Below are 26,660 nucleotides of genomic sequence, written 5' to 3' on the forward strand. Positions count from 1 at the left end.
AATAGAATCGTATAAAATATAAACTTATAATTTTATGAAGAACAAACTCTGCATGCTGTTACTGGCTACAGGAATCGGATTGTTTTCTTGTGCAGAAAAGGAACTTCCGGAAGAATATACCGATAGCGTAAATGTATTTATAGGAACCGGAGGACATGGACATACTTTTCCCGGTGCTACTTTACCTCATGGAATGGTACAGTTAAGTCCGGATACCCGTCTCTTTGGCTGGGATGCCTGTTCGGGCTATTATTATGACGACACTTCTATCATGGGGTTCAGTCATACCCACCTTAGCGGAACCGGTATCGGCGATTATGGCGATATACTTTTTATGCCGGTAGTAGGAGAGAAACCATTGATTGCCGGAACGGCAGAGAATCCGGACGAAGGTTATCGTTCCCGTTTCTCGCATGAACAAGAGAGTGCCCGGCCGGGATATTATCAAGTACTGTTGCAGGATGATTCTATCAATGTGGAACTGACCGCTACTTTGCGTGCAGGCCTGCATCGGTATACTTACCCTAAGGCAAGTGATGCTCGTCTGATTGTGGATATGGAACCTACCATTCATGGTCATCAGCATCCTGTTACTCAGATTCGTGTGGTGAACGACTCTACTATAGCCGGAATGAAATATACGAAAGGCTGGGCTAAACACCATTATGTGTATTTCTATGCTGTATTTTCAAAGCCCTTTGACTATAAGTTGTATTCAGGAACCGAATACCAGCCGGATAGTACTTCTGTCACCGTCAATACAGCAAAAGCTGTGATGACTTTCAGGAATCTTGCTGCGGATGGACGTGTGTTGGCTAAAGTCGGCATTTCGAGTGTGGATGAAGAAGGTGCGAAGCGGAATATGGAAGCGGAAGTTCCGGATTGGAATTTTGAAAGAATAGCGCATCAGGCGAATACTGCCTGGAATGAAGCCTTAGGCAAGATTGATATTGAAACTTCGGACAATGACGACCGTACTGTTTTCTATACGTCCTTGTATCATGCATTCATACAGCCGAGTCTGGCATCGGATGTAGACGGTCGTTATCGTACCATGGGGCATGAGATAAAGCAAGATACTTCTTATACCAATTATACGGTGTTCTCACTATGGGATACTTTCCGTGCGGCTCATCCGCTTTACACGATTGTAACGCCGGAACAGAACCAGGCATTTATCCGTTCGTTGCTTCGCAAATATGATGAGTCAGGTATTCTGCCTAAGTGGGAGTTGGCTTCCAATGAGACCGGAACGATGATTGGCTATCATGCAGTTTCTGTTATTGCAGACGCCATGATGAAGAAACAATGCGATTTTGATGTGAAGAAAGCATTGGAAGCCTGCATACGGTCTTCGGTATATGACACTACCGGCATTACGCCTATGATGGATCGTCAGATACTGAACGGAAAGGTTATGCCGATTTCAATTAAGTATAAAAACGAATTGGGATATATTCCTTGTGATGAAGTGGGCGGTTCCGTTTCACAAGGTCTGGAGTTTGCCTATAATGACTGGCTGATTGCACAAATGATGAAGGAATATAACCGTAAAGACATGTATGATAAATACATGAATTTATCTAAAGCCTACCGTGCTTATTTTGATCCAGAAACGAAGCTGATGCGTGGCAAGTTGAGTGATGGGAGCTGGATTACTCCTTTTGATCCTTCTTCTGTGCAGCGTCCCAGTAATTATGTAGAGGGAAATGCCTGGCAATGGGCATGGTTTGTGCCACAGGACGTAGAAGGACTGATGGAACTGGTAGGCGGCAAAGAGGCATTTGAAGCACATCTGGATACGCTGTTTACCACAAGTTCCGAACTGACCGGTGATCCGAATGCGGCTGCCGATGTGACCGGGATGATCGGGCAATATGCACATGGCAACGAACCGAGCCATCATATTCCTTATCTTTATAATTATGCCGGTGCACCTCGCAAGACACAGGCTTTGGTAGATCATATTCTTCGTACGCTTTATCATAACGATCCTAACGGACTCTCCGGAAATGAAGATGTAGGGCAAATGTCGGCTTGGTATGCACTCAGTTCTATGGGCTTCTATTCGTTCTGTCCGGGACGTCCGGTCTATGAAATTGGCCGTCCTTTGTTTGATAAGGTAAGCATTCATTTGAGTAGCGGAAAAGATTTTGTGATCCGTACTAAGAATAATAGCGTAGAAAATAAGTATATTCGCTCCATGAAACTGAACGGTGAAGAATTGAGGGAACCGAGATTTTCTCATTTCGACCTGATGGAAGGTGGTGAACTTGTATTAGAAATGGAAAAATAGAAATGCTATGAAAAGAAGAATCGCTTTATGTATTGCTGTATCGCTTTGTGCGGGTGTGTATGCGGGCAATAATCCCGGTATATATAAGAAAGGCTGGATTGATTTTAATAAGAACGGGGTGATGGATGTCTATGAAGACCCTTCGGCACCCTTGGAGGCAAGAGTCAAGGATTTGTTGTCGCAGATGACAATGGAGGAAAAGACTTGCCAGATGGCTACGTTGTATGGCTCAGGCCGTGTACTGAAAGACTCCCTGCCCACAGAACAATGGAAAAATGAAATCTGGAAAGACGGTATCGCGAATATAGACGAACAGGCCAATGGCTTGGGGAAATTCGGTTCTTCTTTGTCCTATCCTTATGTGAATAGTGTAGAGAACCGACAGGCCATCCAACGCTGGTTCGTAGAACAAACCCGCCTTGGGATACCTGTTGACTTTACCAATGAAGGTATTCGTGGGCTTTGCCATGACCGGGCTACCATGTTTCCGGCACAGTGCGGACAGGGAGCTACCTGGAATAAAGAACTGATCAGTGAAATAGCCAAGGTGACAGCCGAAGAGGCAAAAGCGCTGGGCTATACCAATATCTATTCCCCTATTCTGGATATTGCACAAGATCCCCGTTGGGGACGTGTAGTGGAGTGTTACGGCGAAGACCCTTTCCTGGTGGGAGAACTTGGAAAGCGGATGATTAAAGGACTTCAACAAGAAGGGCTGGTTGCTACTCCCAAGCATTTTGCCGTATATAGTATTCCTGTTGGAGGACGTGATGCCGGTACCCGTACCGACCCGCACGTAGCTCCGCGTGAGATGAGGACTCTTTATATAGAACCCTTCCGCAAGGCTTTTTGCGAAGCCGGGGCATTGGGAGTGATGAGTTCTTATAATGATTATGACGGCGAACCGATTACGGGCAGTTATCATTTCCTTACTGAAATACTTCGCCATGAATGGGGCTTCAAAGGTTATGTAGTGTCTGATAGTGAAGCGGTGGAGTTTCTTTATTCCAAGCATAACGTAGCTGCCGATGCTGTAGATGGAGCTGCCCAGGTAGTAAATGCAGGATTGAATGTGCGTACTAATTTTACTCTGCCCGAGAACTTCATTCGTCCGCTTCGGCAGGCTATCAGCGAGGGAAAGGTTTCCATGCAGACAATTGATGGCCGTGTAGCTGATGTGTTGCGGGTGAAGTTTGGGATGGGGCTGTTTGATAATCCCTATAAAGGAGATGCAAAACATCCTGAAAAGGTGGTACATAGCAAGGAACATCAGGCGATATCCATGAGGGCGGCTTTAGAATCCATCGTTTTATTGAAGAATGAGAATAATATCCTGCCACTCTCCAAAGATTTGAAGAAAGTAGCCGTGATTGGTCCCAATGCGAATGAAGTGCAAAATCTGATTTGCCGCTATGGTCCGGCTAATGCTCCGATAAAGACGGTATATCAGGGGATAAAAGAATATTTGCCTGATGCAGAAGTTCGCTATGCAAAAGGAACAGATATTATTGATAAATATTTTCCGGAGAGTGAGCTTTACGAAGTACCATTGGATCAGGAAGAACAGGCTATGATGGATGAGGCTGTAGCCTTGGCAAGGGAATCGGACATAGCCATCATGGTATTGGGAGGAAATGAGAAGACGGTGCGTGAGGAATATTCCCGTACCAATTTGGATTTGTGTGGACGACAGGAAAAACTGTTGCAAGCTGTATACGCAACAGGCAAACCTGTAATCCTGTTACTGGTAGACGGACGTGCCGCCACCATCAACTGGGCTGAACGTTATATTCCGGGTATTGTACATGCCTGGTTTCCGGGAGAATTTATGGGAGATGCTGTGGCACAAGTACTTTTCGGTGATTACAATCCGGGGGGAAAACTGGCGGTAACCTTTCCCCGTTCGGTAGGGCAGATACCTTTTGCTTTTCCTTTTAAACCGGGTTCTGATTCGAAGGGGTTTGTACGTGTTACCGGTACGCTTTATCCCTTCGGATATGGTTTGAGTTATACTACTTTTGCTTATCGTGATTTAAAGATAGAGAATCCGGTCATAGGTGTACAAGGTAGTGTGAAGTTAAGTTGTAAAGTGAAGAATACGGGAAAAATTGCCGGGGATGAAGTAGTTCAGCTTTATCTGCATGATGAGATGAGTTCTGTAACTACATATGTAAAAGTACTGCGTGGCTTCGAACGTATCCATCTGGAACCGGGCGAAGAAAAAGTGATTGATTTCGTACTCACCCCGCAAGAGTTGGGATTATGGAATAAGGATAATCACTTCGTAGTAGAGCCGGGTACGTTTGCTGTAATGGTGGGAAGTTCTTCACAAGATATCAGATTACAAGGAAAGTTTGAAGTGAAATAATTCGTATCTTTGTTGTGCGATATAAACCATAGTCTTTAATCATCATGAAATGGCAACTTTGTAAATAGCTTCGTTTAGTATGATAGGGCAATAGTTAAGTCTGTTGCCCAATTTAATTGTGACCGTTTCCGTCACAAGATATTAAGATACTAAACACACAAAAAGAAGTAATTACAATGAATACGAAAACATTTCCACGTACCAATGATTATCAGACTATCTATCTGAATACCATTATCAACAATCCGAATATTATAGTTGGTGATTATACCATATACAATGATTTTGTAAATGACCCGACTCAATTTGAGAAGAATAATGTCCTCTATCATTATCCTATCAATCAAGACCGCTTGATTATCGGAAAATTCTGTTCCATTGCCTGTGGGGCAAAGTTTCTTTTTAACAGTGCCAACCATACATTGAAATTCCTGTCCAGCTACACATTTCCCTTGTTCTTTGAAGAATGGGGATTGGATAAGAAAAATGTAGCCTCAGCATGGGATAATAAAGGGGATATCATTATAGGCAATGACGTCTGGATAGGTTATGAAGCCGTAATTATGGCAGGCGTGCATATAGGAGATGGAGCTGTCATCGCAGCCCGGGCAGTGGTAACTAAAGATGTTCCTCCCTACACCATAGTAGGAGGAACACCTGCCAGGAAAATACGGATGCGATTTGAGGAAGAGACAATCGCCAGGCTACAACAGATACAATGGTGGAACTGGCCTGTTGAGAAGATACGTCAGTCTTTACCCTATATCATGGAGGGAACGGTTGACAGACTTATCTAATTCCTCTCTTTGTATCAGAATCATATCTCCATCTTTCACCTTATGCTTCTGAGGCGGTTTGTTGCCTGAAATCGTAATTATACCATCTTCGAACATACGTTTCGCCTGATTGGCAGAGAGTGAGAAGCATCTTCTGATTAATGATGATAATTTGAGATCAAACTCAAACTTGCACTTGATGTGGATTTTGATAACCTCATTGGATAGACTCAGCAAATCTTCCAATGAGGTGTCAGGAATGACTTCATATTCTACGCTACCATAATCCAGTCTCAGATTATTCTTTCTCTCCATTTCAGTAGAAAAAGCATACTTCCAAGCCGTATCTTTATCATTCATTGAAAAGCTATGGAATAATGTCTTGTCAATCAAATCCGGTTTACTGCGTGATAACAAAGTGAGGTTACAGGTGTTGTCGCACTTCACGCATCTGTAAATCAACCATACATCTATGTTTTTCTTCTGAGCATTCATCCTGAACTTATCGCTACAATAAAATCGGTCACTATCGCAGTGACTGCACTTCTTAATTAATAAAGGGGTATTCTTCACTTTTACTTCCCATGTAATTGTTGTCTCCATAAATAAGCTATTATCTTTCTTTGCGGATTAAGTAATTTTTCGGCAAAGTTGGATATTAGCTATTTGCATAATTCACAAGATGTCACAAGACGCTATGAAATATTTTTTGTTTACCTGTCAAGTTCGTCCATCATTCGGGTTATTTTCTCTTTCAGTTTATCCAGAAATTGTGTCCTGCTTTTCTTCCTGTTCCTGATTTCAAGAAATATCCGGTAGAAATCACCAATCTCAATATCAAAGAGAGTTTCGCAACAGAAAGCGATGTCTTTCAGGCTCGTGTTACCATTGTTAAAGCACTTTCCGGCATATAATGCATAAATGAATTCTACCAATGAAACCTTACTCTCAGTCCATTGCAATAGTTTGCTTTCTATGATGGAGGTAAACTTAAGATGCAGTTTTTCCGATAACGCATCAATCTCCGTGGAGAGATAATGAGTGAGTTGCTTATTTGCTAAGATCTCTGCTACGCTGGAATCATGCAAAGTGGAAAAAGAAGTATCTCTGTCCAACGAGTGGCAGTGAACATCTGAAAGGATATCATAATGCTTTCTCATGAAATACAGATGATCTGAGTCTGTTTTACCAGCTTGATAATAGTTATAGAAATTCTTGTCCGAAGAGATATTCTTCAGACTTTCATATTCCTCCTTCAGGTATTTATATTGAGCTGACGGTGATTTCCCGATCCGATTCCTTTCAATCTGATACAGACGGATATAAAATATCAGTAGACCGGATATTTGCGGTTTCCGGACTTTAAAGAAAAGAATCTCCTCCTCGGGATTAATGAACTGATAGTCTTCAACGGCTGCTTTTAGCCGGGCGAGTGAAGTCTGTATGAAGCCGACTATTTGCTTTATCTTATCAAGGATATCAATATCTTGTTGCTCAATTCTTTGGATTTCTACTTCTATGTCTTGCTTAATGTTCTTTACGAAATTCTCCATTCGCATTCAGCGCATCCATAACTTTCAGACGGTTGTTGCAAAACCTGCTAAAAGTCTGAATAGCAAATTACAATTGCCTTGTAGAGGCAATGTAGTTAATACTAAAAATGATAAAATGAAAAACCTGTCTGAATATGAATTATTCAAACGAAAGAAATTAGCCTGTGGTTTATGAGGCTAATATTAAGCGATAACAAATTTAAGAATTGTGCCCAAAATATCTGCTTTTAGAATTCGGGGCAAATATAGTTCTTTTTTTGTAAATCCCCTAAATCTACAGTCAAAATGTAGATTCAGAGGATATTGAGTATAAAGAGTATCGAATGGAACTGTCAGAATATATATTGTATACCGAACTGGTATCCGATATACAGTTGTTGCAGTTTTGTAGACTCAGTCCTTTTCCATAAGGAATGGTTCGGGAATATTTTGCTGTTGCTCACATCTTTGGTCATCATGTAGTTTATGCCTACCCCTCCGAATAACTCAATATGCTTTCCGATTCTGAAGGATGGAATGAGCGAGTATCCTCCATTAAAAACAGGTTCGTCCGAATCATTTCCGATGGTTGAGGCTTTAAGCTCATTGTTAATCCTGAACCAGGAGGTAATAGGAATATGAGCGCCGAATCCACCTTCAGCCACCAATGAGTTGTTCTCGGTTTTATGGTTATACCCAATCCCTATAATTCCATAAGTGTATCTGCCGCCCGAACGGAATGTGGCTACCGTACTTCCCAATGCATCATAAGTGATGGCAACCGCCATTTCACCATTTTTAATGATGTTGATTAATCCGATGGGGCAGTCACTCTTATCCGCTATATTGACCAGTCCGGCAAATTGTACGCCATTGACTTCTTTGGCAATGTTGACTAATCCGGCAACCTGCAACCCGTTTACCTCTTTGGCGATATTGACTAATCCGGCGAATTGGAACCCGGTCATTTCAGAAGATGTATTTGCCAACCCTGCTATCTGGAAACCACTGAACTTATTCTTATTTATATTAGCCAATCCTGCAGATTGCACTCCCTGTCCGTTGTTTCCTACATAGTTTGAAAGTCCTGCCATTTGGAAACCTTTGGCATCATTCAGAATAATGTTTGAGATACCTCCCCAGGTGAATGCCTCTTCGTTTCTGGAAATTCCTACAAGTAAGTTGAGTGAAACAGTATTCGTATACTGATGCGAATAGGCTCCATTGGTACTCAGGGGCGGGACAAAGCTCAATTGAAATACGGTTCTTTTGTCTTCATTGGATTGGGCAAACAATGCGCTATAAACTAATACGCAGAGTATTAAAACTAAAATCTTCTTCATCATTTTGATTTTCTTTGTTACTAATCTTTATTTTTCTATCATCTTGATTTCGGTAACAAAGGTAAGTTTAATAATTCTTCCTTAGAGAGTTTGTAGACGAACCATACTGTTTCTTATGACGAAATGATGAATATGAGCGATCAACTTCTTTTCCTATTATATTCATACCGCTTCATTAAGTTTGCAAAAATATTGCCCGGATTTCACATATGCTTGTAAAAAAAAGACATTCTAACGGATAGCTTGTTTCATCTATTTGGAGTTGTGTTTCAAAGGCAATCGTGGAAACAACTTCCTGAACCGTACCAAATGTGTCGTAATATTGCTTCCGGCTATAATAAACGTCACAGCCAGGATAATCAGTACAATTCCGCAACACAATCTGGGTGTCAGACTTTCCCCGAAGATCATTACTCCGAAGAATACAGCCGTTACAGGTTCCAAAGCTCCGAGAATGGCTGTAGGGGTGGAGCCTATATATTGCACGGCCTGTGTCGTACAGAGGAAGGATATGGCTGTAGGGAAGATTGCCAATGCAATCAGGTTTCCCCATAAATACCATTTGTCGACAACATGCAGGCTTTGCCCGAAATCTACGCGGACTAAAAAGAGCGACAAGCCGAAAAGCAATACATAAAAAGTAACTTTAAGCGTTGCCACATCTTTTAATATCGGTCGGTTTACTCCTACGATATAGATAGCGTAGGAGAGGGCCGATGCCATGACTAACCCAACGCCAACCAGACTAAGCGTTGTACCGTCTCCTCCTTTATATAGTAACCCAATGCCACTTAAAGCCAGAAATATACATAAAACTGTTTGTAAGGTGATTTTCTCCTTGAAAGCGACAGCCATAATCAGTGCCACCAAAATTGGATAGACAAACAGTATCGTCGAGGCAATACCGGCTTCCATATAGTTGTAGCTTTGAAACAGGGTAAGGGAAGATATGGCGACCAACCATCCCAGTATGACTAACGGCAATATTTCTTTCCGTTTCAGACTAAAACTTCTGCCTCTTGCTTTGAGCATAATCCCCAAGATGGGAATGGCAAACAGATATCTGAAGAAAAGAACTGAATCCGGATTCATACCTTCTTTATATAGCGGAAGAGTAAAGAGGGGATTCATACCGTAAGTGGCGGCAGCAACGGCTCCCAATATATATCCTTTGACTTTCGTATTCATAAACACTAAATAATTTCTTAGTTCTGGCTTTCTTTTTTAGGGGGGAGCAAAGGTAAATCTTTTCTTTATATATTATTATTACAAACCTCTTAATTTTTGCTTTTCGTTTTTCTTTGTTATTAATCTTTTTTATTTTCACTCTTTTAATTCTGAAAGCAAAGGTAAGCTGAATTAGTTTGTCGTCGGGAGTTTGTAGACCCAAACATCCCTGTTTCTGATGACGAAATAGAGTAAATTAGAGGCTAACATGCTATTTGAAATAGAGTTTATTCACCGGTTTCCTGTTTGGTATTGGCACCGGAAATCAGTATTTTATATATTTTTGCTGTATAAAGCCTTCCTATAGGGATACTTTTGGGATATCCTTTTAGTTTGATTTCCCGTTTTGAAAACTGCTCTACTTTATCAAGGGCTATGATATATGAACGATGTATGCGCAGGAAAGTATTTTGGGGTAATAGCTCTTGAATGTTTTTCAGGCTTGTGTGAGACAACGTATAACCACCGCTTAAGCGGAATATCTTAGTGTAGTTCTCCATTGCTTCAATATAGAGGATGTCCGATAAAGGTATGGATATATTGCTATATTCTTGTTTGACTACAATATTTTCCGGTATCCTGCTATTATGAGCTTTCATTCGGCGGATAGCTTTATTCACAGCTTTTTCAAATCTTTCGTATGCGAAGGGTTTATGCAGGAAATCCACGGCGTCAAGTTCAAATCCGTTGAGGGCATATTGTGCATGGGCAGTGGTGAAGATGAAACAACACTCGTATGGTAGGATGTGGGCTATGTCAAGTCCGCTGATACTGTTCATCTCAATGTCCAGAAAAACGAGGTCCGGTTTGAGGCGTCTGATCTCTTCCAAACCAATGGAAGGTTCGCTGAAAGTTATCAGTTCCAAATCACCTCTGCGCTCGCAGAACTGTTTGATAACGAGCAGAGCGATAGGTTCATCATCAATGGCGATACAGCATATCTTTTTCATTGCAGTTGAATCATAAGGTGAACTTTGAATTGTTGGTTTTCTCTTTGGGTGGTCAGTTCGAAGCGTCCGGGATAATATAAGTTCAGTCGCTTACGGCAGTTTTCTATTCCGATGGTCTGGGTTTTGCCTTCTTGTTTCTCTCCCATGATGGTGTTTTCGGTTTCGAATAGGAGTTTATTGTCTTTTACGAGAATACGGATGAAGATTGTGCAGTCGATATCTGAAGATGTACCGTATTTAAAAGCGTTTTCAACGAAAGTAATCAGTACCATCGGTGGAATTTGTACTTGTTCGTCATCGGTTTGGGTTTCAAATATGATCTGTGTATGTTTATTTAGGCGCAGCGATTGCAGGTCAACGTACTGGTGGATGTACTCTATCTCGTTATTCACGGAGATGGTGTCGGAGGTAGTCTGAGAATACATATATTTCAGAATATTGGAAAACTTGATAAAAGCTGATTCCGTTTTGTCTGATTTGGTGAGGACCAGTCCATAGAGGGTATTCAGGGTATTAAAAAGAAAGTGTGGGTTGATTTGTGCTTTGTAAAGAGCCAGTTCAGCTTTATTCTTTTCTGCTTCAATTTCCTGTTTGGAGAGAATTTGCCGGAAAAGCTCGAATATAAGTTCGATAGACAGACTGAATCCTGTAACTACCAGAAAGAAAAACCAAACAACCTGTGTACGCATGTCCACCTTCGCTTTCTGTATCAGTGGAGGCATTGTGTCGTGTGGTGGTGGAAATGGGAAATGAGTCAGCAGTATGGTAATGCAGACGAGGATTGCTACCAGCAAGATGATGGATCCGAACTTGTGTTGCATGAATAATTGAGGGATTCTTGCTTTGCGGTAAACGAAGTAGAGGCCGTAAAGATAGGCAATCAGTGTCAGCATGAAAGCTGTATGATGTACTATCCATTTTTCCACCGGTACCACCATGATAATAGGAGGTATGATAAGTAGGCAGAAAAGCAGGTCTATATAAATTGGTATATTGGCATGTCTCATATTTTAACTCCTTTCAGAGTATTTTGTATCTTCTTTGCAAAGGTAAAACTTTGTCCTGAAATCCTTACCACCCCTTCTTTGTCGTTTGTCACCACATTTTTGCCCTTCGTCATTACATTTCTTTTTTTCCTTTGCTAATTTATAGATTTGACCATTAATTGTTCTGTGAAAAGGAACATAGTATGTATTATTAACTATTATTCGTAAACGATTACAATGAAACAAATGACCATCTTAGCCTTGGTTTGTTTGACATTGCTGTGCTCTTGCGGGAGTTCTCAGCAGGAAAATGCAAACACTACTACGTACAAGACGCTCACCGTAGCGCAAAGCGACCGGACGCTGAAATCCGGCTATACGGCTACTCTCCGTGGACGGCAGTATGTTGAGATTCGTCCACAAGTGAGCGGTGTTATTACTGATATCCGCATTAACGAAGGAGATGCTGTACGCAAAGGACAACCCCTTTTTGTTATCGATCAAGTGCCATATAAGGCTGCTTTGGAAACGGCTGTGGCCAATGTAAGGAGTGCTGAAGCCAAGCTCGGTACGGCAAAGTTGACTGCTGATAGTAAAGCTGAACTTTACAAAGAGCAGGTAGTATCTGAGTTTGATTTTCAGACTGCCCGTAACGGATTAGCTGAGGCAGAAGCTGCATTGGCTCAGGCGAAGGCGCAGGAAATTAATGCCCGTAATAATCTTTCTTATACCGAGGTAAAAAGTCCGGTAGACGGAGTAGCGAGTATGATTCCTTACCGTGTAGGAGCATTGGTGAGCAGTAATATAGTCGAACCGTTGGTTACTGTTTCGGATGATAGTGAGATATATGCTTATTTTTCTATGGCAGAGAACAAGGTGCTCGATCTTATACAGCAATATGGCTCTGCCAGACAGGCTATGGAAAATATGGCTGAAGTGGAACTGACAATGAGTAACGGAAAAAGTTATTTGCATAACGGGAAAATAGATGCTATGAGTGGAACTGTGGACGAGGGCACCGGTGCCGTGAGTCTGCGTGCCGTTTTTTCAAATCCGGAACAGTTGTTGCGCAACGGAGGAAGCGGTACGGTAGTTATTCCATCGATAAGAAAGGGATGCATTGTCATACCTCAGGTTGCTACGTACGAAATTCAAAACCGTGTGTTTGTTTATAAAGTGGTTGATGGTAAAGCACAATCCACTCCGGTTGAAGTGTTTAGACTAAATAATGGTAATGAGTATATTGTAGAGTCAGGATTAAAACCAGGTGATGTTATCGTTGCCGAAGGAGCAGGATTGATGCGTGAGGGAACAGTTATTCAGAGTGAGTCTACCAAAGAATAGAATACCGTTATGAAAATCAGAACATTTATTGACCGTCCTATTTTGGCGGGAGTTCTTTCCGTTGTCGTCCTTATAATGGGATTGATAGGACTATCTCAATTGCCTGTAGAACAGTTTCCTGAAATAGCACCGCCTACAGTCAGTGTTTCGGCCAATTATACCGGAGCAAGTGCAGAAACAGTTCAGAAGAGTGTGGTTGTACCTCTGGAAGAGGCGCTTAACGGTGTGGAAAACATGATGTACATGACTTCCTCTTCCACCAATACCGGTGCAGCAAAAATTACGATTTATTTTCGTCAGGGTACCGATCCCGATATGGCTACGGTCAACGTGCAAAACCGTATTGCTACAGCCCAGGGATTATTGCCTGCAGAGGTGACCAGAAGTGGAATCACCGTACGTAAACGGCAGACGAGCAATATTAAGGCACTGGCACTTTACAGTCCTGATGATTCGTTTGATGAGAGCTTCCTGAACAATTATCTGAAAATTAATATCGAGCCTCGTCTTTCGCGTATTTCGGGAGTGGGTGAGGTAAACGTGATGGGAGCGGACTATTCATTGCGTATCTGGCTTGATCCCGGAAAGATGGCGAAGTATGGCTTGGTTCCATCTGATATAACGAAAGTACTTGATGAGCAGAATTTGGAGTCGCCGACGGGGACACTTGGAACAGACTCTCAAAATGCCTTTCAGTATGTGCTGAAGTATCGTGGTCGCTATGAAGAGGAGACTGATTATGAGAATCTGATCATTCGTTCGCTGTCTGGTGGTGAGGTGCTCCGGCTGAAGGATGTGGCATGCATAGAATTAGGTTCCAGTAGCTATGCTTATATAGGTGAAGTGAATGGACATCCCGGCTCCAATTGTATGATTGCCCAGACATCGGGTTCGAATGCCAATGAGATTATCGAAGAAATAGACAAGGTGACAGCGGAGATTTCCAAAACCCTGCCTAAGGGGATGGAACTGGTAGACCTGATGAGTTCAAAGGACTTTCTGGATGCATCTATTCATAATGTAATAAAGACATTGATTGAAGCTATCTTGCTGGTGGTACTTGTGGTATATGTATTTTTGCAAAGTCTACGGTCTACGTTTATTCCGGCTATCTCCATCATAGTGTCCTTGGTCGGAACCTTCGCTTTTCTTTATGCAGCAGGTTTTAGTCTGAATATGTTGACACTTTTTGCATTGGTACTGGTGATAGGTACGGTGGTGGATGATGCTATTGTTGTGGTGGAAGCCGTGCAGGCTAAGTTCGACGAAGGGTATAAATCTGCTTATCATGCAACTATTGATGCAATGGGAGGAATTACTTCGGCATTGGTGACGACAACTTTCGTTTTCATGGCGGTATTTATTCCCGTATGTTTCATGGGAGGAACTACGGGAACATTCTATACTCAGTTTGGTCTGACCATGGCAGTAGCGGTGGCTATTTCTCTTGTTAATGCACTGACTCTGAGTCCCGCTCTTTGTGCATTAATCATGACCCCTCACACGATAGCTGCGAAAGGTGAGAAAATGAGCTTCTCATCACGTTTTCATATTGCTTTCGACAGTGCTTTTCACCGTTTGGTACTAAAATATAAGTCTGGAGTGTTTTTTATGTTGAAGCGTAAATGGCTGGCTGGAATCTTATTGCTGGTGGCTTGTGCCGGACTATTCCTCCTTATGAAGACTACTAAAACTGGTCTTGTCCCGCAGGAAGATATGGGAACTATTTTTGTGGATATACGTACTTCACCCGGCAGCAGCCTTCAGGAAACCGGAATTGTGATGAATGAAATAGACAAGCGGATCAGTGATATTTCACAGATCAGAATGTTTGCTAAAATAACAGGTAATGGTATGATTAGTGGGCAGGGAGCTTCGAACGGCATGTTTATCATTCGTCTGAAAAACTGGAAAGAACGTAGCGGAAAAGGAGATGACATAAATTCCGTGATTAATGAGATATATCGGCGTACGAAGGATATTTCTTCTGCCCAGATAATGGCTTTTGCTCAACCGATGATTCCGGGGTATGGTGTGAGTAGTGGTTTCGAGGTATATGTGCAGGACCAGAAGGGAGGTTCTGTAGACGATCTGTTGAAATATACCCGGCAGATGATTGAGGCACTGAATGCACGTCCGGAGATAGGGTATGCAAGTACATCGTTCGACACCAAATATCCGCAGTTTCTGGTGGAAGTGGATGCCGCTCTCTGTAAACGTAACGGTGTGTCGCCTTCTGAAGTACTAAGTGCACTGTCAGGCTATATCGGCGGAAACTATGCTTCGAATATGAACCGTTTCTCGAAGTTATATCGTGTGATGGTGCAGGCTTCGCCGGAATATCGGTTGGATACTGAAGCATTGGATAACATGTTTGTCCGCAATTCGGATGGAAAGATGTCTCCCATCGGGCAGTACCTGACGTTGACACGTGTGTATGGAGCTGAAAGCTTGTCGCGTTTTAATCTTTTTTCTGCCATATCGGTCAATGGCTCTCCAGCCTTAGGCTATAGTTCCGGACAAGCTATCGAGGTGGTGCGTGAGGTGGCTGAACAGACTCTACCTGCCGGATATGGTTTTGAATTCGGAGGAATGTCTCGTGAAGAAGCTTCCACCGGAAACACGACAACACTGGTCTTTATTATTTGTGTGGTCTTCATTTACCTGATTCTGTGTGCACTTTATGAAAGCCTCTTTATTCCGGTTGCAGTTATTCTCTCCATACCATTCGGCTTGGCAGGCAGTTTCCTTTTTGCCAAGATGTTTGGACTGGAAAACAATATTTATTTGCAAACAGGCTTGATTATGCTGATTGGTTTGCTGTCTAAGACGGCTATCCTGCTTACGGAATACGCCTCCGAACGCCGTCGTCAGGGCATGACTATTGTACAGGCTGCGGTGTCGGCTGCCCAGGTGCGTTTGCGTCCCATTCTGATGACATCACTTACCATGATATTTGGTATGCTGCCGATGATGTTCTCTTCCGGGGTAGGGGCTAATGGAAATATATCTATCGGCGTAGGTACGGTCGGCGGTATGTTGATCGGTACTGTTGCCTTGTTGTTTATCGTACCAGTCTTATTTGTAACGTTCCAGTATCTGCAGGAGAAATTGATGCCGGCTCGTGATTTAGCTGAATTGGAAAAGGAAGACCATTAATTAATGAAGAAATATATGAAGAAAATAATGATATGTTTATTCCTGTCAGTCGGATTGAGCAGTTGTCACGTATATCAGACTTATAAGCGTCCTGACTCTCTGCTGGTTGATAGTCTTTACAGGCAATCTGTTGCAACAGGAGATACTATTTCGCTAGCCTCCCTTTCGTGGAAGGAACTTTTTACGGATTCTTGCTTGCAGCAACTCATTGAAACCGGAATCCGTAATAATACTGACCTGAATGTCGCCCGTTTGAAGGTAAAGGAGGCAGAAGCACTGCTGATGTCTTCCAAACTGGCTTATTTGCCTTCTATTTCGCTTACGCCGCAGGGTACGTTAAGCAGTGTGGCAGGGGCAAAACCTTCCAAAAGTTACAATCTGGCCACATCGGCGGATTGGGAACTGGATATCTTTGGAAAACTGACGAATGCCAAACGGGGAGCAAAGGCTTTTTGTGAGCAGAGTGAAGCCTATAGGCAAGCAGTACAGACACAGTTGATAGCTACTGTTGCTAATAGCTACTATACATTGCTGATGCTTGATAAACAGCTTGATATCACTCGTCGTACGGCGGAAATATGGGATGAGAACCTGCGTGTCATGAAAGCTTTGAAGAAAGCTGGGCAGGCTACGGAAATGGCTGTTGCCCAGACTGAAGCAAGTAAATTTTCTGTAGACGGCTCTATTCTTTCACTGGAACAACAGATAAGCGAGATGGAAAATTCTCTCTCTACCTTATTGGGAATGATACCCAGCTCCATTGACCGTTCGGCGTTGGACGGACAGAGCTTTCCGGAAAAACTTGCAGCCGGAGTACCTTTGCAGTTACTGCAACGCCGTCCTGATGTTCGTCAGAAAGAGGCCGGACTTGCAGAGGCTTTCTATGCCACAAATCAGGCACATGCGGCTTTTTATCCTTCTGTTATGTTAAGTGGCTCGGCCGGCTGGACTAATTTGGCAGGAGGTGTTATCACTAATCCGGGACAATGGCTACTCTCGGCTGTAGGGTCATTAGTGCAGCCATTCTTCAATCGCGGACGGAACATTGCTAATTTGCGGGTGGCCAAAGCCCAACAGGAAGAGGCGCTGCTCACTTTCCGACAAAGCTTACTCGATGCCGGTGCGGAAGTAAATGATGCACTGGGGCAATGGCAAACAGCTCGGAAACGCCTGAGAATCTCTGAACAACAGATTTCTTCTTTACAATCTGCTGTCCAAAGTTCCGAGTTGCTGATGCGATATAGTTCGCAAAACTATCTGGAAGTTCTTACTGCCCGCCAGACTCTTTTGCAGGCGGAACTATCTGCTGCCGCCAACCGGTTTGATGAGATACAAGGCGTTATAAATCTTTATCATGCATTAGGGGGAGGGGTTGAATAATGCCTATCTTTGCGACGTTAATCATTCGTTCAATATGAAACTATAAAGATTATGAGATTATTGGTATTTCTTGCTAAAGGATTTGAAACCATTGAGTTCAGTGCTTTTATTGATGTTATGGGTTGGGCGAAGACCGACTTTGACTGTGATATAGAAACCGTTATCTGTGGTTTGAACAGTAAAGTTGTGGGTTCTTTCAATGTTTCGGTTTTAGTAGATAAAACCATAGAAGAGGTTTCTGCGGATGATTATGATGCCCTTGCCATACCCGGTGGCTTTGAGGAATTTGGTTTTTATGAAGAAGCTTATAACGAAAAACTTCTGGATTTGATTCGCCAATTCAACTCTCAAAGGAATGGATTGCAACAGTCTGCGTAGGAGCCTTGCCTGTTGGGAAAAGTGGAGTCCTGACAGGCAGGCAACCACCTTCCGTGAGATGATTTTAGTGAAAGAAGCCATGGAATTCTGAGAATAATGTTCGCTAAAGACTTTCTCGCCTCCTCCTGCCATAAAAGGAAAGCCGGAGAAATAGCCAGAACATAGTGTGCCGTGTATTGGACGTTAATGATAAACTTACTTTATCCCTGTCAAAAACTTGCTTTACATTAAAGTAAAAGTTACCTTTGCCGTAGAGAAAACTATAACCGAAACTTCTGATTGTAAAACTGTACCTTCTGATTGTATAACCGAAAGTTCTGATTATAAAACCGTAACTTCTGATTAAAGTTTGCTGTATGAGTTAAGCAACTTTTCTCCCAATGTAAAGCAAGTTTTCTTTTAATGGCGAACAACTTTTTTATTAATGTCTGATAAACAAAGGATATGGCATACTATGTAATGGAAGAAATGCCCGACATTCACAAGACGGGCGAGCGTGTTCTCTATCCACGCTTTGCAATGATAGACCAGGTTTCCACAGAACAACTGGCACGCAACGTGTCGGAAAGCAGTGGCTTCAATGTGGGTGATATAATAGGAATCGTGAAGCAACTTGCTATCGAAATGTCGCATCAGATGGCAGAGGGACGCTCCGTAAAACTGGACGACATCGGAACTTTCACTCCGGCTTTGATGTTGCGCACGGGCAAGGAGCGGGAAGAAGCGGGAGAAAAAGCGAAGCATCGCAATGCACAGAGCATCGTGGTGGGCAAAGTCAATTTCCGTGTAGACATGAATCTGGTATATCGCATTAACGGTCGCTGTCTGTTGGAGCGGGCACCTTGGAAAGCCCGTCGTTCTTCGCAAAAGTATGCTCCGGAGCAGCGCTTGGCACTGGCGGTGAAGTATCTGGAGTCACATTCTTTTCTTACTGTCAGCGAATATCAGCAATTAACCGGGTTGTTGCGCACCACTGCTACGAATGAACTGAAAGAATGGGCGGCCCTCCCGGATTCCGGCATTGACACTGCCGGACGTGGTGCACACAGGGTTTATGTGAAGAAGGGGTGAAAAGAAAGGATGCATGAAATTTGCTGTAAATCAAAATATTATTTATCTTTGCGCCATGACAAAGACATTCAAATCGGATTTGGTTTAATAAACAATCTGTGTTTCTGATACAGATTGTCCCTTCGTTTACTCTCGGATAACTCCTTTCGAGAGTAGTTTTCTATTATTATAATTCAAGTTTAATCTGCGTACAATGATGAAGGCATTGTTATGCTTTCCTTGTATGCAAAATACATTAAGAAAATGAGTAACGAAAATAAAACAATTCACGATTTCGAACTTCAATTAATCTGTGACTTCTTCTCCAATATGGAACGCCAAGGACCCGGAAGTCCTGACGTAACACTGAAAGCGCTGAGCTTTATAGATAACCTTACCGACAAGTCCCTTATCGCCGACATCGGCTGTGGAACAGGAGGACAGACAATGGTATTGGCCGGACATATTTCCGGGCAGATCACCGGACTCGACCTTTTCCCCGACTTTATTGATATCCTCAATCGTAATGCAAAGCAATCAGGCTTGCAGGACAGGGTGAAAGGCATTGTCGGTTCTATGGATAACCTTCCTTTTCAGAATGAGGAATTAGACCTGATCTGGTCGGAAGGCGCCATTTATAATATTGGTTTTGAACGGGGATTAAATGAGTGGCGTAAGTATTTGAAGCCGGGAGGATATATTGCCGTTTCTGAAAGTTCGTGGTTTACTGACGAACGTCCTGCGGAAATCAATGACTTCTGGGTGAATGCGTATCCTGAAATAGATACGATTCCCAATCAAGTGGCCAAGATACACAAAGCTGGTTATCTTCCCGTCGCTACATTTATTTTGCCGGAGAATTGCTGGACAGAGCATTACTTTGCTGCAAAGATTGAAGCTCAGAAAATCTTCCTTCATAAATATGCGGGAAATAAGATTGCTGAAGAATTCAGTTCGCTTCAGTTTGATGAAGAAGAACTGTACAGCAAGTATAAAGCCTTCTACGGCTATACATTTTTCATCGCAAAAAAGATAGAACAATGATTTATTTGAATAATTACGGTTGGAATGACAAGTTACACCAACTAAAACAAGAGTCTACATACAATTCCCTTACACATGGACGTATATCCATCGTACACCGTACATGCTACGAGGTTGTTTCAGAAAACGGTCTGTTTCAGTGTGAACTGACGGGGAATATGATGTATGGAAAATCAGACTTTGAACTCCCTTGTACCGGTGACTGGGTACTTTTTCAACCTTTCGACGAACATAAAGGGATTATAGTGGATATGCTGCCTCGTGAACGGACGCTATATCGCAAGAAAAACGGAACGGTTGCTGATAAACAGGCCATTGCCTCGTATGTTGACAAGGCATTTATCGTGCAAAGTCTTGATGATAATTTCAATGTTCGCAGAGCCGAGCGTTTTATGGTTCAGATGCAGGAAGAGAATATCAATCCTGTATTGGTGTTTAACAAGGCTGATTTAGGGTTTGACAGGCAGAAAGTCGAAGAACAGATCAGGCACATTGCCCGTCAGATACCGGTGTTTTTTACAAGTATCCATCAACCTCAGACGATTCTCCAATTACGGGAGTCTATATCGGCAGGCGAAACGGTTGTGTTTGTCGGTTCTTCGGGGGTAGGGAAAAGTTCTCTGGTGAATGCGCTTTGTGGGGAATCGGTATTGTTAACGTCTGATATCAGCCTGTCCACGGGAAAAGGAAGACATACTTCCACTCGTCGGGAGATGGTACTGATGGACGGTTCAGGGGTATTAATCGATACTCCGGGTGTCCGGGAATTTGGCTTGGCCATTGACGATCCTGATTCTCTTGCAGAGGTGTTGGAGATTTCCGATTATGCCGCATCGTGCCGCTTCAAGGATTGCAAGCACATCAGCGAACCTGGATGTGCCGTTTTAGAGGCGGTAAGTAGTGGTATATTGGACCGTAAGGTTTATGAGAGTTATCAGAAACTTCGACGGGAAGCGTGGCATTTCTCCACTTCCGAACATGAAAAGCGTAAAAGGGATAAATCCTTTTCAAAACTCGTGGAGGAGGTGAAGAAACTTAAATCGGATCGCTAATCTCTATTTAGGCAGTGCAGTATTCTTTTAGTAGAATAGCTGCACTGTTTTATATGTCCAATTATGATTTGAATTATCTGTAAATATCAATCGAGTGTCTGAATACCCCCTCCGTTTACAAACAGCGTTTGTCCGCTAACCCATTGCGAGACGGGTGCGGCAAAATAGAGTACTGCTCCGGTAATGTCACTCACCTCACCCAGACGTTTTATGGGAGTATGTTCCAGCATCTTTGCTTCTATTTCAGGAGTCAGCACTGTAGATAAGGCGTGGGTTCTGGTAGCTCCGGGACCTACGTTGTTGATACGTACTCCCATCGGACCGAAGTCGAATGCAAGATTACCTGCCATGTGGTTCAGGGCTGCTTTGGAAGAGGCATAAGCACTCATATTCGGACTTTTATTAATACTGCCCATCGATGTGATGTTGATGATGCTTCCATAGCCCGATTCAGCCATGTGAGGTACAACAAGCTGGCATAAACGCCATGCACTGAATAAATTGAGGTTGAATATCCTCTTGAAGTAGGCAATATCTATCTGGAAGGGATTCTCCCGTCCGCCACCTCCTCCACCGGCATTGTTGACCAGGATGTTGACCGTTCCATACTCTGCGACAGCTTTATCAACCAGGTTTACTAAGTCTGCGTCATTAAGCACATTGCAGGCTACAGCAATCGCTTTACCTCCATTCGTAACGATTTCATTTGCAACAGCCTGGGCTTTTTCAAGTACCAGATCACTTACCACTATGGAAGCTCCGAAGTGCGCGAGTGTTTCGCAACTTCCTTTTCCAATGCCATCTCCACCACCGGTCACTATGGCTACTTTTCCGCTTAGATCAAAAAGAGAATCTATATTCATTGTTATGCTTTTATATTTATACAAGAACATGAGAGCATGAAAACAGTTCGACTGGGAATATTTGATTTATGAATAATAAACACGGAAATGATTTATTTCCGTTTCTTGGAAAAGCCGCACGCATTACCTTTGGGTCGAGTGGAAATTCTTGTACCTTTGCACCCGTTTTTAGAAAAGAAGAATCACGATGATCAATAAATATGAAGAACGTCTGGGAACCGAGCGTATGTTGCCACTGGTTTTCAAGATGGCGCTTCCGGCAGTAGCGGCACAATTCGTCAATTTGCTTTATAGCATTGTCGACCGTATCTATATCGGACACATACCGGGCATCGGGACGGATGCATTGGCAGGCGTAGGGGTAACAATTTCTCTCGTGGTATTGATTTCTTCTTTTTCAGCAATAGTGGGCGGTGGTGGTGCACCGTTGGCTGCCATAGCCCTCGGGCAGGGTGACCGCCAGCGTGCCGGAAAGATATTGGGGAACGGTTTTGTCATGCTGATCCTGTTCACCTTGCTGACCTCTTCCATAGCCTATACCTTTATGGAGCCTATCCTGCTTTTTACAGGTGCCTCAGAGCATACCTTGGGATATGCCGTCGATTATCTCTCCATTTATTTGCTGGGAACCATCTTTGTGGAGATTTCCACCGGACTGAATTCTTTTATCAATGCCCAGGGACGTCCTGCCATTGCCATGTATTCCGTCCTGATCGGAGCTTTATTGAATATCGTTCTTGATCCTATCTTTATCTTCTGGTTCGATATGGGAGTAAAAGGTGCGGCTTTGGCTACGGTGATTTCACAGGCTTGCAGTGCTGCGTGGGTATTGTCTTTCCTTTTTTCCCGAAAGGCTTCTCTGCCTCTTGAACGACGCTATATGAAATTGAACCGGGGAATTGTAGTTGCAATGCTGGCTCTTGGTGTATCTCCGTTCATTATGGCAAGTACGGAGAGCCTGGTAGGTTTTGTACTAAATAGTAGCTTGAAGGAGTTTGGAGATATCTACGTCAGTGCACTGACTATTTTACAGACCTCGATGCAGTTTGCCAGTGTGCCGCTGACGGGGTTTGCGCAAGGCTTTGTCCCGATTGTGAGCTACAATTATGGGCATGGAGACAGGCAGCGTGTGAAGGATTGTTTCCGTATTGCCTTGTTTACCATGTTTTCTTTCAATCTGATTCTGATGTTGTTTATGATTCTCTTCCCTTCAACGGTTGCATCAGCTTTTACGAGCGATGAACGGCTGATAGAGACGGTTCGTTGGACAATGCCTGTCTTTCTGGGTGGTATGACCATTTTCGGGTTGCAACGTGCTTGCCAGAATATGTTTGTGGCATTGGGACAAGCCAAGATATCCATTTTTATCGCTTTGCTCCGTAAGGCGATTCTTTTGATTCCGTTGGCACTGATACTGCCCCGTTTTATGGGAGTGACCGGAGTATATGCGGCTGAGGCAATATCTGATGCTACGGCTGCGATTTGCTGCACGTTATTGTTCTTTTGGCAGTTCCCTAAGATTTTGGGGAAGATGAAGGGGAGGTAAGTGTCACTTATTGGAGAAGACTTAATAATCACTTAATACATAGTAATTAGCGATAGTGTATTATTAGCGTAATCATATTTTAGTCCCAATTGTATTTTGTAAGAATTGATTTCAAGGATTATATTGAACTTGGCAATTTGATATACATCATTAAACTCCATACAGAAAAGGTAATTAGAATTTATATTCTCCTTTATCTTTTGGGCTAAATATTCAGGAGTGATGTCGCTAAGACCTATTCTCTTCATTGTATCACCTTTGTTTTGTTTGAGATATTCTAATTTTTCAGGAGTAACAATCATATGGGACGTGTTCAGACGTTGAAAAACAGGGATTATGGAATTGATAGCCATAGCTTGGTCAGAAGTATCCACAATATTAAAATACAACCGTTCTATTTTGTAGGTTAAAAATAGGTCAAACAAATCTGCATATATGCAACGAACTTTAAATCCATTGGCAGCAAAGTCATAACCAAGTTCATTCTTGTCTTCAACATTGAAAGATTCATCATGCTCAGATGAAGGTTGTAATATAAGGTCATGATACTGAATGAAACCATTTGTGAGAATGGAAGATGTGTAGATTTTCAGTACAGAAGATAATGTCACATCAACTATTCCTACAAATCCTTGGAAATTTAACAGACCGTTTCTGAGCCTGTCTATAAATCTGTCTGAGACGTTATTAATGTAAATAAAGAATAGCTGTTCACTTGATTTGTATTCGATTTTGGATAAATCAATATGATCTGATAAATTTTGATATAATAGGTAGTTCGCGTTTTCTTGTGATGTATTGATTTTAGAAATATAATCTCCGCACAAGAAACTATGGGACTCAGATTTATCTAAGAGCCTGATTACAACATTATGACATGTTATCCCATACCATTCATCTTCTATTTGTGAAGTGTCAAATACGAGAAGAATCTCATGGCGTTTTTTTTGAGGGACTAAAACAGACTTTAGTGCTGAATATGATATGCCTTTTTTCTCTAATTGTTCTACTAAGATATCGTGCATATTGTTAATCTCTTTACTCATCTGTAAGTCAGATAACTTGAAGTATTGTTTTATAACTTCGAGCATGGTATTATCTCTTGAATCTATTGTATATATAGTTTTACTCATGTTTTCTAAATTCTATAAGTGAATATTTTGTTTGGCATACCTTTAAGTCATATTCTGTGAAGACTTCTTTCGGAGTTTAGAGTTTCATTGATTGAATACAAAGATAGGCTGTTCTTCGCATTGAACAATACTTTTCTTGAATTTATCATTCATGTTTGTATCAAAAAGGGAGATGTGAAAATAAGAGTAGGAAGAAAATCCTTTCGTTCTCTTCCTACCCGATTCTTTATTTTCAAAAGTTTTTTCTTATGTAACAAAGACCTTTTTCATTGTTCCTTGTCCTTTCTTTACGGTGCCGCAGCTTCCGTCACATTCACCGTTACCGTCACCTTCTTTGTCGCATCCGACAGATTCTGGATTTCAAAGGTTGTTGCTACATTGGCTGGGAATGGTCCTGTCGGGAACCCCTTCGCATTCTGATCCAGAGTAAAGGTGTAGTCCACGGCTTCGGTGGCATGTCCTATTACTTCGTCTGCTTTCAGCCAGGCGGGTAACCCCGAAATCTTACTACCTCCTTTGGCGGTTACGGTCAGTTTCATAGATGAAGTAGTTCCGGCATTTTCTTGTTTTTGCATGTTGAGTGTGCCGGTTATTACGGGGGATTCACCCCCTGCAGTATAGGAATTAACCCCAGTCGGTTCCGACGGTGTACCTGCCGCCGCTGCAACCGTAGGTACTCCTACTGAGGCCCTCACCACAATCTGGCTCTCCTCACGTCCTGCCTTGCTGCGCAATACAATGATGGCTTTCGGGAACAGATTGCCTGTATACTCTGTGTTCTTTGACACTTTGCAGGTATAAGCGGTCGATCCGGCACGGGTCACCACATCCTTCGTGATTTCCGTCTTCAACCACTCGGTACTTCCGCCCGGAGAACTTGTATAGACAATGCTACATTCCGCTTCCGAATTACTGGTGAAAGGAATGCTGAAATATTCGGTCTCATCCGGGGAGACGGTAGCCGTATTGTTATTCTCAATAGCGGTTGCTCCTGCCGGCTCTGCTGCCAGCGTCCCGATAACCAGTTCGTTTTCCGGCTGATACTCGAAATCCCCGCCGTCCGTCCAGTCCGAGACGGTGATGTTGACATCCAGCTTGAACGGGTCGGCATCCGTGATGCGGACCGTGTACCGGTGGTTGGGCTTCACCTCGATGTAACCGCCCGTACCCGCTACCGATTGTTCAAAATCCACCATGTAACTCACCTCCTGCGGCACGTCCGTCATGTTCAGCGCATACTTGCCCTTGATAATCAGATATCCCTTGTCGGCAATCGGACTGGGATAACTGTAGAAAGCCCCTGTCTGTGTCCCTTTATTGGCATTGACACCGTCAAAGTCACGGTCGGGATAGGTGATAAGCGTTTTGTCAGGATCGGCATCTTCCACGGGAACTACCGGGAAGAAAGTAACGCCTTTGCGACCGTGTCCCATCGATACATCGGTGATGGTGAGATGTGACAATTTCTCATCATTGATAATATCGAAACGGGAAACGATACGTGACAGCGTCATATTGATGCGGGTACGGGACCCCATACTGATATCCCGCAGGTCGAGTGCGGGGCTGTAGGAACCTACCATCGGCAGGGGTGTCAACAATATGTCCGTATCCGTGGCAGGGTCCAGCAACGGAGTGGTAAAGGTGAGAAAATCCGTTTCAGTGGGAATACCCGCTTTAGTCACAATGTTATAGTCCGCACCCGGGGAACTCTGTTCCAGCGGGGTGAAGACGGTGTATTCCGCTCCGGCTTTCAGCAATTTCGGCTGGTTGGCGATGCAGTAGAACTTGGTGAACAGGCCTTTCTTGGGGCGAAGAGTAGCGAGTGCCACGTTGTTGCCTTCCACAGTCAGGATGATTTTGGTCGCGTTGGGAATGGTGGAACCATCTGCACGGTAACAGAACCGCTCCTGATAGGTGTACGGGCCTTCCTCCTTGTCCGAGGAGAACACATAGATGTCCAGTGAGGTGATTTCATTCTCTTCGGTGGTGGCTATGGCATCGTCGACACGGGTGGTGGCGGCATGGGTATCGGTGCCCGCCATCTTTATGTTCAGCTTGTTCTGGAAGCCGAGGATGACTTCGCGTCGTGTGGGGTCGCCGGCCAGCGGGTCATCGCCGGGAGTGGTTGCCGGCAGCACTTCCGCTTCGCTGCAACCTGCAAGTGAGAGGGCAAGCAAGCCTATCACCCATGCGGAAAACTGTTTTCTGTTTCTAATCATGATCTTATTGT

General features: G+C 43.2%; 19 protein-coding genes and 1 pseudogene. 11 read left to right on the forward strand and 9 right to left on the reverse strand.

Translation table 11 applies throughout. The features are described from left to right. Positions 1–34 precede the first annotated feature (34 nt). From VYM24_RS09120 to VYM24_RS09130, 3 genes are all read left to right on the forward strand, one after another. Positions 35–2,296 carry a GH92 family glycosyl hydrolase gene (locus tag VYM24_RS09120; RefSeq protein ID WP_330941994.1) on the forward strand — a complete coding sequence of 754 codons (2,262 nt, stop codon included), beginning with the start codon at positions 35–37 and terminating at the stop codon, positions 2,294–2,296. 7 nt (positions 2,297–2,303) lie between these two features. Then, positions 2,304–4,664, forward strand: a complete 2,361-nt coding sequence (locus VYM24_RS09125) for a glycoside hydrolase family 3 N-terminal domain-containing protein (RefSeq protein ID WP_330941995.1) — start codon at positions 2,304–2,306, stop codon at positions 4,662–4,664. Positions 4,665–4,840: 176 nt separating this feature from the next. Continuing rightward, complete coding sequence (locus VYM24_RS09130) at positions 4,841–5,461, forward strand: CatB-related O-acetyltransferase (RefSeq protein WP_044532920.1); 621 nt, start codon at positions 4,841–4,843, stop codon at positions 5,459–5,461. Here VYM24_RS09130 and VYM24_RS09135 read toward each other — a convergent pair. The 6 genes from VYM24_RS09135 to VYM24_RS09160 all read right to left on the reverse strand — a co-directional run bounded on the left by VYM24_RS09135 (position 5,420) and on the right by VYM24_RS09160 (position 11,499). Continuing rightward, complete coding sequence (locus VYM24_RS09135) at positions 5,420–6,043, reverse strand: DUF1062 domain-containing protein (protein ID WP_299092500.1); 624 nt, start codon at positions 6,041–6,043, stop codon at positions 5,420–5,422. The genes VYM24_RS09130 and VYM24_RS09135 overlap by 42 nt on opposite strands. 110 nt (positions 6,044–6,153) lie before the next feature. Then, entirely contained in the window at positions 6,154–6,993 is an 840-nt protein-coding gene (locus VYM24_RS09140) for an RteC domain-containing protein (RefSeq protein ID WP_330941996.1), read from the reverse strand. A gap of 332 nt (positions 6,994–7,325) precedes the next feature. Then, positions 7,326–8,318 carry a hypothetical protein gene (locus tag VYM24_RS09145; protein ID WP_330941997.1) on the reverse strand — a complete coding sequence of 331 codons (993 nt, stop codon included), beginning with the start codon at positions 8,316–8,318 and terminating at the stop codon, positions 7,326–7,328. A gap of 249 nt (positions 8,319–8,567) precedes the next feature. Further along, entirely contained in the window at positions 8,568–9,503 is a 936-nt protein-coding gene (locus VYM24_RS09150; RefSeq protein ID WP_330941998.1) for a DMT family transporter, read from the reverse strand. Between the two features lie 266 nt (positions 9,504–9,769). Beyond that, positions 9,770–10,492, reverse strand: a complete 723-nt coding sequence (locus VYM24_RS09155; RefSeq protein WP_044266008.1) for a LytR/AlgR family response regulator transcription factor — start codon at positions 10,490–10,492, stop codon at positions 9,770–9,772. Further along, positions 10,489–11,499, reverse strand: a complete 1,011-nt coding sequence (locus VYM24_RS09160) for a sensor histidine kinase (RefSeq protein ID WP_299092508.1) — start codon at positions 11,497–11,499, stop codon at positions 10,489–10,491. The genes VYM24_RS09155 and VYM24_RS09160 overlap by 4 nt, the downstream gene beginning before the upstream one ends. Before the next feature lie 216 nt (positions 11,500–11,715). Between VYM24_RS09160 and VYM24_RS09165 the strand changes: the two genes are divergently transcribed. From VYM24_RS09165 to rsgA, 7 genes and pseudogenes are all read left to right on the forward strand, one after another. Further along, on the forward strand, positions 11,716–12,822 hold the full coding sequence (locus VYM24_RS09165) for an efflux RND transporter periplasmic adaptor subunit (protein WP_330941999.1): 1,107 nt from the start codon (positions 11,716–11,718) through the stop codon (positions 12,820–12,822). A gap of 9 nt (positions 12,823–12,831) precedes the next feature. Next, positions 12,832–15,981, forward strand: coding sequence for an efflux RND transporter permease subunit (locus VYM24_RS09170; RefSeq protein ID WP_330942000.1), 3,150 nt, complete (start codon positions 12,832–12,834; stop codon positions 15,979–15,981). Between the two features lie 15 nt (positions 15,982–15,996). Continuing rightward, entirely contained in the window at positions 15,997–17,361 is a 1,365-nt protein-coding gene (locus VYM24_RS09175; RefSeq protein ID WP_330942001.1) for a TolC family protein, read from the forward strand. A 51-nt stretch (positions 17,362–17,412) separates the two neighbouring features. Further along, positions 17,413–17,783 (forward strand): annotated as a pseudogene (locus VYM24_RS09180) (DJ-1/PfpI family protein); the annotation flags it as partial. Positions 17,784–18,183: 400 nt separating this feature from the next. Further along, entirely contained in the window at positions 18,184–18,810 is a 627-nt protein-coding gene (locus VYM24_RS09185) for an HU family DNA-binding protein (protein ID WP_044266018.1), read from the forward strand. A 210-nt stretch (positions 18,811–19,020) separates the two neighbouring features. Then, positions 19,021–19,833 (forward strand): class I SAM-dependent methyltransferase, encoded by an 813-nt coding sequence (locus VYM24_RS09190; RefSeq protein ID WP_330942002.1) that lies wholly within the window; start codon positions 19,021–19,023, stop codon positions 19,831–19,833. Next, entirely contained in the window at positions 19,830–20,885 is a 1,056-nt protein-coding gene (gene rsgA / locus VYM24_RS09195) for a ribosome small subunit-dependent GTPase A (RefSeq protein WP_330942003.1), read from the forward strand. The genes VYM24_RS09190 and rsgA overlap by 4 nt, the downstream gene beginning before the upstream one ends. Before the next feature lie 86 nt (positions 20,886–20,971). On the opposite strand, the gene VYM24_RS09200 is transcribed toward rsgA, so the two are convergent. Next, complete coding sequence (locus tag VYM24_RS09200; RefSeq protein ID WP_115501989.1) at positions 20,972–21,748, reverse strand: glucose 1-dehydrogenase; 777 nt, start codon at positions 21,746–21,748, stop codon at positions 20,972–20,974. Between the two features lie 187 nt (positions 21,749–21,935). Between VYM24_RS09200 and VYM24_RS09205 the strand changes: the two genes are divergently transcribed. Continuing rightward, complete coding sequence (locus VYM24_RS09205) at positions 21,936–23,294, forward strand: MATE family efflux transporter (RefSeq protein ID WP_330942004.1); 1,359 nt, start codon at positions 21,936–21,938, stop codon at positions 23,292–23,294. 32 nt (positions 23,295–23,326) lie between these two features. On the opposite strand, the gene VYM24_RS09210 is transcribed toward VYM24_RS09205, so the two are convergent. Then, on the reverse strand, positions 23,327–24,427 hold the full coding sequence (locus VYM24_RS09210; RefSeq protein WP_330942005.1) for a hypothetical protein: 1,101 nt from the start codon (positions 24,425–24,427) through the stop codon (positions 23,327–23,329). Between the two features lie 287 nt (positions 24,428–24,714). Continuing rightward, entirely contained in the window at positions 24,715–26,649 is a 1,935-nt protein-coding gene (locus VYM24_RS09215) for a fimbrial protein (RefSeq protein WP_330942006.1), read from the reverse strand. Positions 26,650–26,660: the final 11 nt, after the last annotated feature.

It is taken from the genome of Bacteroides sp. MSB163, from assembly GCF_036416795.1.
Lineage (GTDB): Bacteria > Bacteroidota > Bacteroidia > Bacteroidales > Bacteroidaceae > Bacteroides > Bacteroides maternus.